Genomic DNA, 15,315 nt, shown 5'->3' on the forward strand with positions numbered 1-15,315 from the left:
TTCTTCTACTTCAAACTCATCTGCAACAGAAGGTTTTTCAGTTTGATACTCATTATCTAATTTGTTTACTACTTCATCGTCTAACATTGTCATATGATTCGAAACCTCGATATTCATTTCTTTTAGTTTTGTCATAAGATCTTTACTTGAGATATTATGTTTTTTCGCATATTCATGCACTCGAATTTTACTCATACCTTCACCCCCGGTAATTTGTATCGAGCATGCTACGCAGCTTTTTCGCAAAGCCTTCATCTAACACAGCTACAACGACTCGCTCATCTCTCCCAATCGCATGCCCTAATTGTTGTCGATTTTCGACCTTTCTCATTGGTACGTTGTAGTACGTCGTTTTATCCGTAATACGCTTTGTAGTATTTACTGACGCATCTTCAGATAGCAACACAAGTTTTGCTTTGCCACTTCGTACTTCCTTTAAAACGAGTTCTTCACCCGAAATAATTTTTCGAGCCCGGTTTGCTAGTCCTAAAAACGATTTCCAATCGGACACTTATTTCGACTCCTTCTCAACAAGCTCAAGAAGTTCTTCATAAAGAGAACTGTCGATTTTCGCTTTTAGATGATGTTCCAAAACATTTTTCTTTTGAGCTTGAAGAATGCTTTCTTTATCTTTTGATAAATAAGCACCTCGTCCTGATTTCTTTCCAGTTAAATCAATAGACACTTCTCCCTCTTTGGAACGAACAATGCGAACGAGCTCTCGTTTTGATTTCATTTCTTGCGTTGCAACACATTTTCGTAACGGAACTTTTCGATTGCTCATACTCATCACCTCTACTCGATTTCGTCTTCAACTGAATCGAATCCGAATGCGACTACGCTATCTTCTTCTGTTACAATTCCAAGTTGTTTCGCATCAGACTCACTCTTAATATCAATTTTCCAACCTGTTAATTTAGCTGCAAGACGTGCATTTTGTCCACGTTTACCGATAGCTAATGACAGTTGGTGGTCTGGAACAACAACAGTTGTTGCTTTTTCTTCTTCATCTACAAGCACTTTAACAACTTGTGATGGGCTTAAAGCATTGGCAACATATTCTACTGGATCATTTGACCAGCGAACGATGTCAATCTTTTCACCTTTTAGTTCGTCTACAATGCGTTGTACACGTTGTCCTTTCGGTCCTACACAAGAACCTACTGGATCCACATCAATGTTCTCTGCATGTACAGAGATTTTAGAACGATCTCCTGCTTCACGTGCTACAGAACGAATTTCAACCGTTCCATCATAAATTTCAGGAACTTCCATTTCGAATAAACGTTTTAAAAGACCAGGATGTGTACGTGATACGTAAATTTGTGGTCCTTTTGTTGTTTTTTCTACTTTCGTAATGAATACGCGAATACGATCATGTGGTTTGTACTGTTCGTTCGGCATTTGCTCACTTACAGGTAATAAAGCTTCTACTTTCCCTAAGCTTACATAGATGAAACGAGCATCTTGACGTTGTACGATACCAACCATGATATCTTCTTCACGATCACTAAACTCAGAGTAAATAACACCACGCTCTGCTTCACGCACTCGTTGTGTTACAACTTGTTTTGCAGTTTGTGCTGCAATACGACCGAAATCTTTTGGCGTTACCTCAATTTCTAGTACGTCACCATCTTGATAGTTTGGATTAATTTGTCTTGCTTCTTCAACAGAAATTTCAAGACGTGGATCAAACACATTATCAACAACGTCTTTACGTGCTAAAACTTGGATTGTTCCCACTTGTGGGTTAAAGCTCACACGAACGTTTTGTGCTTGGTTAAAATTGCGTTTATAAGCAGAGATTAACGCTGCTTCAATCGCATCAATAATAATATCTTTACTAATTCCTTTTTCTGACTCTAATACGAGCAAGGCATCTAACAACTCAGTGCTCATGAAGATCCCCCTTCTAACTAAAACGTAACAGCAAGTCGCGCATTTGCAACTTTGTCCATTGGAATTTGGATTTCTTTTTTACGTGTTTTAATTGTTAATAATAGTGTAATTGTAGTACCATCGTAGGAAAGCATTTTTCCTTCAAACATCTTTTCACCATCAATCGGCTCATATGTTTTAATTGCCACTTGTTTTCCTACCGCTTGCTGGAAGTCTTTCTCTTTCTTTAATGGGCGTTCTGCTCCAGGAGATGACACATCCAAAAAGTAAAGATGAGGAATTGGATCCTCTTTATCTAAAGCTTCGCTTAAACGTTCACTCACCGCACCGCATTCTTCAATGTCGACTCCCTTTTCAGAATCGATGAATACGCGTAAGAACCAGTCTTGTCCTTCTTTCACATACTCTACATCTACAAGTTCAAGATTTAACTCTTCAACGATTGGCTGCGCAAATGCTTCTACAACTTCTGTGACTTTCTTATCCATAAACAGCCTCCTTCCTGCCGCCATGTACCATTTACAAGAAAAGACCCCGCCCATAGAACGGTCTATCTTATTCTTTCTCGTTAGCTAACAAAAGCCCCTGCCGTTAAGCAGGGAATATCTGTCTTAGTATTACCAAATTTAAGAAGTAAAACTTGTAACAAAATATGTATATACGACAGAAATTTCTTACCTCTCCACATCAATAAAATGTAGATAGTAACACGAAAGAGTGGGTTTCCCCACTCTTTTTTTCACACAATATACATGACATGGTTATCTCGGTTAATAGTATACCATAGCAAATGTTGATTTGCAAAGACTTTTCCTACCTATTAGAACAGTGATAACTGGTTTTGATCCGGCAAATCACCTAAACAACCTTGACTATCTAAGTACTCAATAATTGTTTTCGAAACCTTACTACGCTGCTGCAAGTCTTCCTTTGATAAGAATTCTCCATTTTTACGAGCTTCCACAATACTTAAAGCTGCGTTCGTACCAAGACCAGGTACCGCATTAAATGGAGGAATTAATGAGTCTCCATCAATAATAAAGTCTGTTGCATGTGAACGATACAAATCAACCTTTTGGAATGAGTATCCACGCTCACACATTTCAAGTGTCATTTCTAGTACCGTTAATAAACTCTTCTCTTTCGGCGCTGCATCTAAACCTTTTTGCGCAATTTCATCAATTCTTGCACGTATAGATGCTGAACCTTTCGCCATCGCTTCTACGTCAAAGTCATCTGCACGAACGGTAAAGTATGCCGCATAGAATAGAAGCGCGAAATGTACTTTAAAGTATGCAATACGCACGGCCATAAGTACGTATGCAGCCGCATGGGCTTTAGGGAACATGTACTTAATCTTCTTACATGAATCAATATACCAACCTGGTACATTATTATTTTTCATGTCCTCTTCCCATTCTTCTGGTACACCTTTACCTTTACGTACTGACTCCATGATTTTGAAGGCTAATGATGGGTCTAAACCTTGATAGATTAAATATACCATGATGTCATCACGACAACCGATAACTTCACTCAGCGTACATGTACCGTTATAAATTAATTCGTTTGCATTACCTAGCCATACGTCCGTACCATGTGATAATCCAGAAATTTGGACTAACTCTGAGAATGTCGTCGGTTTCGTCTCTTCTAACATCTGTCTTACGAATTTCGTACCAAACTCTGGTATACCAAGTGTACCTGTTTTACAGTTAATTTGTTCTTCCGTTACGCCTAACGATTCTGGCCCTGAGAAAATTTTCATTACTTCTGGATCATCCGTTGGGATTGTTTTCGGATCAATACCACTTAAATCTTGTAACATACGAATAACTGTCGGATCATCGTGTCCTAGTATATCAAGTTTCAATAAATTATCATGAATCGAGTGGAAGTCAAAGTGTGTCGTTCTCCACTCAGCCCCTATTGAATCTGCCGGATACTGTATCGGTGAGAAATCAAAAATGTCCATGTAATCTGGCACAACGATAATACCACCTGGATGCTGTCCTGTTGTACGTTTTACACCGGTACATCCTGCTACTAAGCGATCAATTTCTGCATTTCGAATCGTTAAGTTATGATCATTTGCATAACCTTTTACATATCCATAAGCAGTTTTTTCCGCAACTGTACCAATCGTTCCTGCACGATATACATAATCTTCACCGAACAGTACTTTCGTATAGTTATGGGCACGTGGTTGATATTCCCCGGAGAAATTCAAATCGATATCGGGTACCTTATCTCCTTTAAATCCAAGGAACGTTTCGAACGGAATATCATGTCCATCTTTTACGTATGGAACATTACATGTAGGACATTCTTTATCCGGTAAGTCGAAACCAGACCCTACAGAACCATCATTAAAGAATTCTGATTGCTTACATTTCGGACATACATAGTGTGGTGGTAATGGGTTTACTTCTGTAATTTCCATCATCGTTGCAACGAATGATGAACCTACCGATCCACGCGAACCTACTAGATATCCGTCTACTAATGATTTTTTCACAAGTTTATGTGAAATTAAATAAATTACGGCGAATCCATGACCAATAATACTTTTTAATTCTTTTTCTAAACGGGCTTCTACTATTTCAGGTAACTCTTCACCATAAATGCTACGCGCCATTTTATAACTCATATCACGCGTTTCATCATCTGCACCTTCAATTTTCGGTGTATATAGATCATCTTTTACTGGATGAACATCACCAATTAATGATGCAATCTTTTGTGTATTCGTTACGACAATTTCTTTCGCTACGTCTTCACCTAAAAATGAGAAACACTCTAACATTTCATCCGTTGTACGGAAATGTACAGGTGGTAATGAATGTCGGTTTAACGGATTCGCTCCACCCTGTGAACTTACTAAAATTTTACGATACATTGCATCTTCTGGATCTAAGTAATGTACGTTTCCGGTAGCAACAACTGGTTTATCTAACGTCTCACCTAGTTTTACTAAGTTAGAAATGATTGTTTTTAATTGTCCCTCATCTCGAACGAGTTCACGCTCTACTAAATGACGTAACACTTCTGGTGGCATTACTTCAATGTAATCGTAGAACTGCGCAATTTCTTCTACCTCTTCAGGAGCTTTTTGCATCATCGCCTCAAACACTTCACCTTTATCACAAGCCGTTCCTACTAAAATACCTTCACGATACTTTTTTAATAGTGATCTTGGTACTCGTGGTACACGGTAAAAGTAATTTAAATGAGAATATGAAACAAGTTTATATAAATTTTTCAATCCAACATCCGATGTAGCAAGTAATGTCATATGACTTGGACGCCCGCGTTTATATGCATCTCCTTGTCCCATGCTATCATTTAATTGATCATGGTATTCAAACCCTTTTTCAATCACATCTTTTAACATTTTTACTAGTAAGTATCCCGTTGCTTCTGTATCATAAATCGCACGGTGATGCTGAGTTAATTCAATGTCCATCTTTTTACACAACGTATTTAAACGGTGATTTTTCATTTCTGGGAATAAGAATCGTGCAAGCTCTAACGTATCTATTACTGGATTTTTTGTTTTTTCTAAACCAGCTTTTTTAAATCCTACGTTAATAAAGCCCATATCGAAGCTTGCGTTATGAGCAACAAGTGTATGGTCGCCCATCCATTCTTCAAACTTTTTAAACACTTCGTCCACTTCTGGTGCGTCGGTTAACATATCATCTGTAATACCTGTTAATTCAATAATCGTTGCCGATAATGGTTGATGCGGATTTGCAAAAGATTCAAAGCGGTCAATAATTTCGCCGCCTTTTACTTTTACAGCAGCTAACTCAATAACTGTATCATATACAGCTGATAAACCTGTCGTCTCAACGTCAAAAACAACATACGTTTCCTCTGCAAGTAAACGATGCGCTTCGTTATACGCTATTGGTACACCGTCATTAACTAAATTCGCTTCTACACCGTATATAACTTTAACTCCAGCCTTTTTCCCCGCAGAATATGCCTCCGGGAACGACTGAGCCACAGCATGGTCTGTAATGGCAATAGCCTCATGCCCCCATTTACCTGCTTGAGCAACAAGCTTAGAAACTGGAGTAACAGCATCCATTTGACTCATTGGCGTGTGAAGATGCAGCTCTACACGTTTTTCGCCTTCTGGTGCTTTATCTTTACGAGACGGTCCTGTTATTTCATTAATATCATTTGCAATCATTACTAAATCTCGAACAAATGTATCATTTTGAACAGAACCACGAGCCTTCACCCACATTCCTTTTTTCAAGGATTGTAGCATTGGAATATCTTCTTTATCACGTGAGAACATTTTGATCATAATCGAATCTGTATAATCCGTTATTTTTAAAGTTAATAACGTACGTCCACTACGAAGCTCTTTCGTTTCCACATGGAAGACATATCCTTGAACTGTTTTTCTTCTTTCTTCATCTTGAATTTCTCGCATCGGTGTAATCTCTTCATCTGGCTTAATAAGATACCCGAGTGTGATCGGTCCTTCATGCACAACGCTACTTTCTTCAGCTTGCTTCTTCGCCATTTCTTCCATAGCTTGTATAACACGCTCGCGGTCCTCTTGCTGCGTTTGCTCACGAAACTTTTGCATTTCTTCTGTATTTTGCTGTATATGTGTGTCTAACTGGAAACGCGGGAATCCAAAAGCCTCGTATTGATCCCCTACTGGTTTCGCAACGTTTTTCTTTAAAGCAGTAGATTCCAGCTCATTATTCACATTTATAAGTAACTTCACTCCATTGACCTGCGGAAGCTGCTTCTTTAAATAAGCAAACATAGGTGAAAATGTAATTCGTTCCGTACAAAGTGGCCAATACGCCCTCACTTCTTCTTCAGTAAATTGTTTGTTCTCTGTTTCTAATGCAAATGTTGTTCTTGCAATATGAGAAAATGATTGCTTAAGCTTTGTTTCTAGCAATTCATATAATTCTGTAGGCAAAATACGCGGTACTTGTAAATCAAAATGCCAACTTTTATTCGCTTTATCAATAACTAGCTTTTCAATGCCACCGCCTTGTAAATATTGATTTATAAGGTCTTCTGGTATTTGCAACTGCTGGAGCAAAATTTGAAATCGCTCTTGTTGTTCATTTGTTAAAGACATAAGCACTCTCCTTCCATTTGCTATTATAAATTGAAACGTACTACAAAGAAAGATTTCTCCCTTCTTCTTTTACAAAATACGTTGACAAAGAAAGAGAAGGTACCTCGTTATGAGGTACCTCTTCTTATTTTAAAATATTGGCAATATATGTTTGAAGCTCTTCTACTTTCACTTCTTCAGACTCACCTGTAGCACGTACTTTCACTTCTACAATACCTTCGTCTGCTTTTTTACCAACTGTCACGCGAACTGGAAGGCCGAATAAATCAGCATCAGCAAATTTAACGCCTGCACGTTCTGCACGATCATCTAGTAATACTTCATATCCTTGCTCTTGTAATGAGTTATAGATGTTTTCACCCATTTCCCGTTGTGCATCAGATTTCATATTTACTGGAATTACATGCACATGGAACGGTGCAACAGCTTTTGGCCAAACTAAACCGTTCTCATCATTAAACTGCTCTGCAATTGCTGCCACTGTACGAGACACACCAATGCCGTAACAACCCATAATAAGTGGTTGTGTTTTTCCGTTTTCATCTAGGAATGTTGCGTTCATTGCTTCACTATAACGAGTTCCTAATTTAAATACATGACCAACTTCAATTCCGCGTGCGAAAAGAATTGTTCCGTTTCCGTCTGGAGATTGGTCTCCTTCTTGAATGAATCGTAAATCCGTATATTGACTTACTTTAAAGTCACGTTCTGGATTTACATTTACATAATGGAACCCTTCTTCGTTCGCTCCTGAACATCCGTTGACAATTGATGCTACAGCGTGATCAGCAATAATTTCAATATCACCTGTTACACCAATTGGACCTAATGAACCAACTTCACAATTTAATAATTCTTTTACTTCTTCATGAGAGGCAAGCTCAACAACGGAAGCACCGTATACATTTTTCACTTTTACATCGTTTACTTCATGATCACCACGAACAAGTACAACTACTAATTTCTCATCTACTTTAAATACCATAGACTTAATGCACTTTTCAGCTTCTATGTTTAAGAAGGCAGATACTTCTTCAATTGCTTTTTGGTCTGGTGTTGCTACTTTTTCAAGCGCTTTTTCTGCTTCGTCACTCTTCGTATACGTAGCTACAACAGGAGCCATTTCGATGTTCGCTGCATAATCAGATGTATCCGAGTATGCAATTGTATCTTCACCAACATCAGATAATACCATAAATTCATGTGTATCTTTTCCGCCCATTGCTCCTGAATCAGCAATAACCGCACGGAAATTCAAGCCACAACGAGCGAAAATGTTAGAGTATGCTTTGTATAAGCGATCGTACACTTCATCTAAGCTCTCTTGTGTAGCATGGAAAGAGTATGCATCTTTCATTAGAAACTCTCTTCCACGTAATAAACCGAAACGAGGTCTTTGTTCATCACGGAATTTTGTTTGAATTTGATATAATGTTAACGGTAATTTTTTATATGATTTCACTTCATCACGTACAAGATCCGTAATTACTTCTTCATGTGTCGCTCCTAATGCAAATTCACGAGCGTTACGATCTTTCATACGCATTAATTCAGATCCGTAAGAATACCAACGACCTGACTCTTGCCATAATTCTGCAGCTTGCATCGCTGGCATTAATAATTCTACAGCACCTGCGCGCTCCATTTCTTCTCGAACGATTCGTTCTACTTTGTGTAGCACTTTTAATCCAAATGGTAAAAAGCTATAAATACCAGAAGCATTTTGACGCATAAAACCTGCACGAAGTAATAACTGATGACTCTTAATTTCAGCATCAGCTGGAACTTCACGTAATGTAGGACTAAATACCATACTTTGTTTCATTTATTCGCACCTCTTCATTTTACTCTTATACGCAGGAAAACCCCTCACCTCGAGTTAGGTGAGGGATTTTATTCTACGAGCTCTATTTCATTATAAGTTTCACTTTATTTTACAAGAAAAACTTACGAATGTCATTCCAAGTTACTACTAACATAAGTAACATTAATAATGCAAAACCAATAAAGTGAACCATTCCTTCTTTTTGACGGTCAATTGGTTTCCCGCGTAACGCTTCAATTAAGAAGAAGAACAAACGTCCACCGTCTAAAGCAGGAACTGGTAGTAGGTTAAATAAACCAAGGTTAATACTTAAAACGGCTGCTAAACTTAATACACGCGTAAATCCATAATCTACAACTTGATCTGTTAGATTATAAATTCCTACTGGACCTGACAACTCATTAATAGAGAATTGGCCGGTTACTAATTTCACAAGAGACTCAAAAATTAGTTTCGTCCATTGGTATGTTTGTTCAAAACCTGATTTAATAGAACCCATCACTGTTTTTTCTACAGGAGAGTAAACACCGATTCTACCAACTTCTTCTTTACCTTCTTTATCAAGCGTTGGCGTTACTTTCACATTAAACTGTTCACTATCACGCTTTACTTGTAACGTAATTTCTTTATTCGGATTTTCACGTACAATGGTAACAACATCTTTCCATGTACTTGTGTTTTTCCCATCAATAGCTTGAATTGTATCATTTTCTTTTAATCCAGCTTGCTCTGCCGCACTATTCTCCATCACTTTTCCGACCATTGGTTTGTCAACAGGAACACCTTGTACAAATCCAAGAATCACAAAAATAACAAACGCTAAAATGAAGTTCATTGCAGGACCCGCAAAGATCGTTAAAGCACGTTGACCTAATTTCTTAGAGCCAAACTGTCTATTATACGGAGCAATTTGAATTTCTTCACCGGCAGTAATAATACGAGCCTTTTCATTCACTCGGAATGTTTGAAGCTCTTCCTCGTACTCTTCATAACCCGAAATTGTTAAATTATGCTCTAAATCAGCTTGTTCCACTTCAATCACGCGAACATTTGGATACTTTTCATATCCATCAAAAACTAATTTTACAACTTCGTCTTTTTCGTTTAATACAAGGCCAACCTTTTTCCCAGGCTTTAACTCAACTGTATCTGCATCCTCGCCAGCCATTCTTACATAGCCACCAAGGGGCAATAATCGAATCGTATACACCGTTTCATTCTTTTCAAATGAGAATATTTTCGGACCAAAACCAATCGCAAACTCACGGCATAAAATACCTGCTCTTTTTGCGAAATATAGATGCCCTAGCTCATGGAAAAATACGAGTGCACCGAAAATTAATATAAAGGCAATCGCTGTATTCAATTCCATACCACCTTTGCTAAATTTGTTCCATCACAAACCGTCTTGTGGTTGCATCAATTTCCAGAATTTCCTCTAAGCTCGGACGTGCAATGACATTGTGATGGTTCATTGCTTTTTCAATGAGGTCTTCCACTGTTAAGAAACCAATTCTCTTTTGTAAAAAAGCTTCAACAGCTACTTCATTCGCTGCATTCATTACAGCCGGCATACTTCCACCTGTTTTTCCAGCTTCATACGCAAAGCGCAAGCAACGGAAACGTTCTTGGTTCATTTTCTCAAAATGCAATGTACCCATTTCCCATAAATTTAACTGCTTTGTGTCTGAAAGAGGCAATCGATCAGGATATGTAAGTGCGTATTGAATTGGTACTCGCATATCAGGTGAGCCAAGCTGTGCCATCACACTACGATCTTCAAATTCAACCATAGAATGAATAATACTTTCTTTATGTAAAACAACATCGATTTGCTCGTAAGGGATACCAAAAAGCCAATGTGCTTCAATTACTTCTAGCCCCTTATTCATCATTGTAGCAGAATCAATTGTAATTTTCGAACCCATTGACCAGTTTGGATGTCGAAGCGCATCTTCTACGGTCACATGATGCAATTCATCTCTCGTTTTATCACGGAAACTTCCACCAGAAGCCGTTATAATTAGTCGAGAAATTCTTTTTTCATTTTCACCATTCAAGCATTGAAAAATAGCTGAATGTTCACTGTCTACTGGAAGTAACGAAACATTATGTTTTCGCGCTGCTTCCATTACAAGATGCCCTGCAGTTACTAACGTTTCTTTGTTTGCAATTCCAATTGTTTTTTTCGCCTCAATTGCACGAAGTGTTGGTAACAACCCTACGCTACCTACAACAGCATTTACTACGATCTCCGCATCTGGATGTAATGCTACTTCTAAAAGTCCTTCACTACCATATACAATTTTTGTATTACCAGAGACAGCTTGTAATTTTAAAACATCTTCCTCTCTTTGCACAGAGACAATTTGCGGAGAAAATTCTTGAATGACTTTTACTGCGTAGTCAATATTTTTCCCTACAGAAAAAGCAACGAGACGGAATTGGTCTGGGTGCGAGCGTAATACATCTAAAGTTTGTGTACCAATTGATCCGCTTGCACCTAATAAACTAATGTTTTTCATGACTCCAACCCCTCGTTCATTTATTAATTGTATTGTAATAAGAAGTAGAGAATTGGTAAAACGAATAACCAACTATCTGTTCGATCTAATATACCACCATGTCCAGGTAAAATTGTACCTGAATCTTTTACGCCATAATGACGTTTAAATGCAGATTGTACTAAATCACCAATTTGTCCAAAAATAGAAATGATAATTGTCAGCACAATTAAAATTACTACATTCGATTCCACTGGGAAAAACATGTTGTAAACAAGCGCTACAATAATTCCACAAACGATGCCGCCTAATGAACCTTCAATCGTTTTATTTGGACTAATTTCTGGCCATAACTTTCTTTTTCCTAATGCTTTTCCTACGAAATATGCGCCTGAATCAGTAGCCCATATAACAAATAATGCGCAAAACACATATTTAATTCCTAAAATTCTCGTTTCATTCAAATATAAGAATCCCATTGCAACATATGTTGTTGCCATTAGTAAAAATGAAGCATTGTCAAAAGTAAATGTATTCTTAGAAAGGACTGTATATGATAAAAGTAATAGAACAATCACAAATGTGATTTCTAATTTACCTAATCCAATCCAAGTAAACAGTTCTGATGCACTACTTGGAATTAAAATAATCCATAATAATACTGCAGCTAAAACTGTTGGTACTGAAATAAGCGTAAGCTTATTCATACGAATTAATTCATATAAACCTATAGAAGCAAGTGCATACACTAAAACCGTAAAAGGCACGCCACCGTAAATTACGATGGGAATGAATAGCGCGGCAGCAACCACTCCAGTAATAATTCTCTGTTTCACTACCAAACCCTCTCTTTCTACACGCCTCCGAATCTGCGCCCTCTATGCTGAAAGTCTGTAATCGCATTTAGCAAATGTTCCTCGGTAAAATCTGGCCAATACACATCTGTAAACCAAAATTCCGAATATGCAATTTGCCATAACATGAAATTACTAATACGTAGCTCTCCGCTCGTACGGATTAACAACTCTGGGTCAGGTAAAGAACTCGTCATTAAGTAGGAAGAAAGCATTTCTTCGCTTACATCTTCAACACGAACTTTTCCTTCCTCACGATCTTTCATCATATGTTGCACAGCAGAAACGATTTCATCTCGACTTCCATAGTTTAACGCGAAATTCAGAATTAATCCCGTATTCTCTTTCGTCTCTTCCATGGCCTTCTCCATCGCTCTGCGTGTATGCGTAGGAAGACGATCTTGTTGCCCTATTACACGGACTTGTACGTTCTCTTCAATCAATTCTGGTAAAAATGTACCTAAAAATTCTTCTGGAAGCTTCATTAAATAATCAACTTCCTTTTTCGGTCTTTTCCAGTTCTCAGTTGAAAAAGCATAAAGAGTTAATACTTTCACATTAAGTTTGCTTGCAAATTTTGTGATTTTCTTTACAACTTGCATGCCTTCATGATGTCCCGCAATACGAGGCATCGCTCTCCTCTTTGCCCACCTTCCATTACCATCCATAATGATGGCAATATGTTCTGGGATGTATCCTTTTTTCACTTCTTCAACGAGATGATCAAACGATGTGTCCTTTTTACCTTTAAAAAAAGGAAAGTTTTTAAACATCATTCATACCCTCCAACAAGCAGACGTATGCCTAAAAGTGTAAAAAGACCCCCTTAAGAAGAGGGTCATATTTGCGAAAGTATCGCTATTACACTTCCATGATTTCTTTTTCTTTGTTTTTTGCGATTTCGTCAACTTTTGCAATATATTTATCTGTTTCTTTTTGGATATCTTCAGTATATCCTCTTAAATCGTCTTCTGTAATCTCGCCAGCTTTTTCAAGCTTCTTAAGATCATCGTTACCGTCACGACGTACGTTACGAACAGCAACTTTTGCTTCTTCAGCATATTTTTTCACAACTTTTACAAGATCACGACGACGCTCTTCTGTTAATGCAGGGAATGCAATACGAATTACAGTTCCATCATTAGAAGGGTTTAAGCCTAAATCTGCTTTTAAAATTGCTTTTTCGATATCACCGATAGAAGTTTTATCATACGGTTGAATTACAAGTAAACGTGCTTCTGGAACTGTAATGTTCGCTAATTGCACAACTGGTGTTGGTGCACCATAGTAATCAACTTGTACTTTATCTAATACAGACGCGTTTGCACGACCAGCGCGAACTGTTGCTAATTCGCGTGAATAAGCAGCAACCGCTTTTTCCATTTTTTCATTTGCAGACTTCAATACTTGTTGTCCCATATTTATTTCCCCCTTACAACTGTTCCGATATTTTCGCCTAACACGGCACGTTTAATATTCCCTTTTTCCATAACTGAGAATACAATTAATGGAATATCATTATCCATACATAGAGAAGAAGCTGTAGAATCCATTACACCTAAACCTTCTTTTAATACATCTAAGTAAGTAAGTGTTTCGTATTTCGTAGCTGTTGGGTCAATAGATGGATCTGCATTATATACGCCATCCACATTGTTTTTCGCCATTAAAATTACGTCAGCTTCAATTTCCGCCGCACGTAATGCTGCCGTTGTATCTGTAGAGAAGTATGGGTTACCAGTACCTGCTGCGAAGATAACAACACGTTTTTTCTCTAAGTGACGAACTGCTTTACGACGAATGTAAGGCTCTGCCACTTGACGCATTTCAATTGAAGTTTGTACGCGAGTTTGAATTCCGATGTTCTCCAAGCTATCTTGAAGAGCTAATGAATTCATAACTGTCGCTAACATGCCCATGTAATCCGCTCCTGCACGATCCATGCCCATCTCACTTCCAATTTTTCCACGCCAAATGTTACCGCCGCCAACAACAACAGCAACCTCTACATCTAGTTCTGCAATTTCTTTCACTTGTTCCGCAACTGACTTAATAACAGCTGGGTTGATTCCAAATCCTTGCTCGCCAGCTAAAGCTTCTCCACTCAGCTTTAAAACGACACGATTATATTTCGGTTTACTCATAATGAACCTCCAATTGCTTACATCTTTATTTTAAAAAAGGGAACACAATGTGTTCCCTAATCTGTATTAGTTACTACCTTTTACTTGGTTCATTACTTCTTCAGCAAAGTTGTCTTCGCGTTTTTCGATACCTTCACCAACAGCGTAGCGAACGAATCCTTTTAATGTTGCGCCTTTAGACTCAACGAATTGACGAACTTTCATATCAGGGTTTTTAACGAATGCTTGGTCAAGTAAGCAAATCTCTTCGAAGAATTTGCCTAGACGGCCTTCAACCATTTTTGCAACGATTTTTTCAGGCTTGCCTTCGTTTAATGCTTGTTGTGTTAATACTTGACGCTCATGCTCAACTTCTTCAGCTGTTACAGCATCACGATCGATGTATTTAGGGTTAACTGCAGCGATGTGCATTGCTACGTCTTTAGCAGCCGCTTCATCAGTAGAACCTTCAAGAACTGTTAGAACACCAATGCGTCCACCCATGTGTAGGTAAGCACCGAATGCATCTGCATCAGTTTTTGATACGATTTCGAAACGACGAAGTGTAAGCTTTTCACCAATTTTAGCGATTGCTTCGTTGATGTGCTCTTCAACTTTTTTACCGTTTTCCATTGTTTGAGCCATAGCTTCTTCAACGTTAGCAGGTTTCTTAGCTAATAAGTGAGCAGCTAATTCTTTAATTAATGTTTGGAAACCTTCGTTTTTCGCAACGAAATCAGTTTCAGAGTTTAATTCTAAGATTAAACCGTCGTTACCGTTTGTTTCGATGAAAGTTAAACCTTCAGCAGCGATGCGGTCTGCTTTTTTAGCAGCTTTCGCGATACCTTTTTCACGTAAGAAGTCAATTGCCTTCTCCATGTCGCCGTTAGTTTCTGTTAAAGCTTTTTTGCAGTCCATCATACCTGCGCCAGTTTTTTCACGTAATTCTTTTACCATTTGTGCAGTGATTGCCATACTTTTCATC

At 38.1% G+C, this 15,315-nt stretch carries 14 protein-coding genes; all 14 read right to left on the reverse strand.

The annotated features are described in order from the left end of the window. The coding region (locus MR083_RS17730) for a translation initiation factor IF-2 N-terminal domain-containing protein (RefSeq protein WP_242269666.1) at window positions 1–195 on the reverse strand (195 nt) is incomplete at its 3' end. A 4-nt stretch (window positions 196–199) separates the two neighbouring features. Further along, on the reverse strand, window positions 200–511 hold the full coding sequence (locus tag MR083_RS17735) for a YlxQ family RNA-binding protein (RefSeq protein ID WP_001286523.1): 312 nt from the start codon (window positions 509–511) through the stop codon (window positions 200–202). Then, complete coding sequence (rnpM, locus tag MR083_RS17740; RefSeq protein ID WP_000071128.1) at window positions 512–784, reverse strand: RNase P modulator RnpM; 273 nt, start codon at window positions 782–784, stop codon at window positions 512–514. 11 nt (window positions 785–795) lie between these two features. After that, window positions 796–1,902: a transcription termination factor NusA gene (gene nusA, locus MR083_RS17745; protein WP_000102609.1), complete on the reverse strand. Its 1,107-nt coding sequence runs from the start codon at window positions 1,900–1,902 to the stop codon at window positions 796–798. 17 nt (window positions 1,903–1,919) lie between these two features. Continuing rightward, a complete protein-coding gene (gene rimP, locus MR083_RS17750; protein ID WP_000359097.1) occupies window positions 1,920–2,390 on the reverse strand; it encodes a ribosome maturation factor RimP in 471 nt (156 codons plus the stop codon). Between the two features lie 332 nt (window positions 2,391–2,722). Beyond that, window positions 2,723–7,024 carry a PolC-type DNA polymerase III gene (locus tag MR083_RS17755; RefSeq protein ID WP_242269667.1) on the reverse strand — a complete coding sequence of 1,434 codons (4,302 nt, stop codon included), beginning with the start codon at window positions 7,022–7,024 and terminating at the stop codon, window positions 2,723–2,725. A gap of 124 nt (window positions 7,025–7,148) precedes the next feature. Beyond that, window positions 7,149–8,849: a proline--tRNA ligase gene (locus tag MR083_RS17760; protein WP_000814305.1), complete on the reverse strand. Its 1,701-nt coding sequence runs from the start codon at window positions 8,847–8,849 to the stop codon at window positions 7,149–7,151. A 109-nt stretch (window positions 8,850–8,958) separates the two neighbouring features. After that, window positions 8,959–10,215: an RIP metalloprotease RseP gene (gene rseP, locus MR083_RS17765; RefSeq protein ID WP_001090246.1), complete on the reverse strand. Its 1,257-nt coding sequence runs from the start codon at window positions 10,213–10,215 to the stop codon at window positions 8,959–8,961. Window positions 10,216–10,231: 16 nt separating this feature from the next. After that, complete coding sequence (gene dxr, locus MR083_RS17770; RefSeq protein WP_000790363.1) at window positions 10,232–11,374, reverse strand: 1-deoxy-D-xylulose-5-phosphate reductoisomerase; 1,143 nt, start codon at window positions 11,372–11,374, stop codon at window positions 10,232–10,234. Window positions 11,375–11,397: 23 nt separating this feature from the next. Further along, a complete protein-coding gene (gene cdsA, locus MR083_RS17775) occupies window positions 11,398–12,189 on the reverse strand; it encodes a phosphatidate cytidylyltransferase (protein ID WP_000813584.1) in 792 nt (263 codons plus the stop codon). Between the two features lie 17 nt (window positions 12,190–12,206). Then, window positions 12,207–12,983, reverse strand: coding sequence for an isoprenyl transferase (uppS, locus tag MR083_RS17780; protein ID WP_000971300.1), 777 nt, complete (start codon window positions 12,981–12,983; stop codon window positions 12,207–12,209). Window positions 12,984–13,068: 85 nt separating this feature from the next. Further along, window positions 13,069–13,626, reverse strand: a complete 558-nt coding sequence (gene frr, locus MR083_RS17785) for a ribosome recycling factor (RefSeq protein ID WP_000531500.1) — start codon at window positions 13,624–13,626, stop codon at window positions 13,069–13,071. A gap of 2 nt (window positions 13,627–13,628) precedes the next feature. Then, entirely contained in the window at window positions 13,629–14,351 is a 723-nt protein-coding gene (pyrH, locus tag MR083_RS17790) for a UMP kinase (protein ID WP_000042663.1), read from the reverse strand. A gap of 66 nt (window positions 14,352–14,417) precedes the next feature. Next, entirely contained in the window at window positions 14,418–15,305 is an 888-nt protein-coding gene (tsf, locus tag MR083_RS17795; RefSeq protein ID WP_001018580.1) for a translation elongation factor Ts, read from the reverse strand. Window positions 15,306–15,315 lie beyond the last annotated feature (10 nt).

The organism is Bacillus cereus group sp. BfR-BA-01408, assembly GCF_022663305.1.
Lineage (GTDB): Bacteria > Bacillota > Bacilli > Bacillales > Bacillaceae_G > Bacillus_A > Bacillus_A pacificus.

Bases quoted from the DNA above. Each gene is read 5' to 3' on its own strand.
- rnpM (WP_000071128.1), bottom strand. From the start codon at position 784: ATGAGCAATCGAAAAGTTCCGTTACGAAAATGTGTTGCAACGCAAGAA.
- nusA (WP_000102609.1), bottom strand. From the start codon at position 1,902: ATGAGCACTGAGTTGTTAGATGCCTTGCTCGTATTAGAGTCAGAAAAA.
- rimP (WP_000359097.1), bottom strand. From the start codon at position 2,390: ATGGATAAGAAAGTCACAGAAGTTGTAGAAGCATTTGCGCAGCCAATC.
- MR083_RS17755 (WP_242269667.1), bottom strand. From the start codon at position 7,024: ATGTCTTTAACAAATGAACAACAAGAGCGATTTCAAATTTTGCTCCAG.
- MR083_RS17760 (WP_000814305.1), bottom strand. From the start codon at position 8,849: ATGAAACAAAGTATGGTATTTAGTCCTACATTACGTGAAGTTCCAGCT.
- dxr (WP_000790363.1), bottom strand. From the start codon at position 11,374: ATGAAAAACATTAGTTTATTAGGTGCAAGCGGATCAATTGGTACACAA.
- uppS (WP_000971300.1), bottom strand. From the start codon at position 12,983: ATGATGTTTAAAAACTTTCCTTTTTTTAAAGGTAAAAAGGACACATCG.
- frr (WP_000531500.1), bottom strand. From the start codon at position 13,626: ATGGGACAACAAGTATTGAAGTCTGCAAATGAAAAAATGGAAAAAGCG.
- pyrH (WP_000042663.1), bottom strand. From the start codon at position 14,351: ATGAGTAAACCGAAATATAATCGTGTCGTTTTAAAGCTGAGTGGAGAA.
- tsf (WP_001018580.1), bottom strand. From the start codon at position 15,305: ATGGCAATCACTGCACAAATGGTAAAAGAATTACGTGAAAAAACTGGC.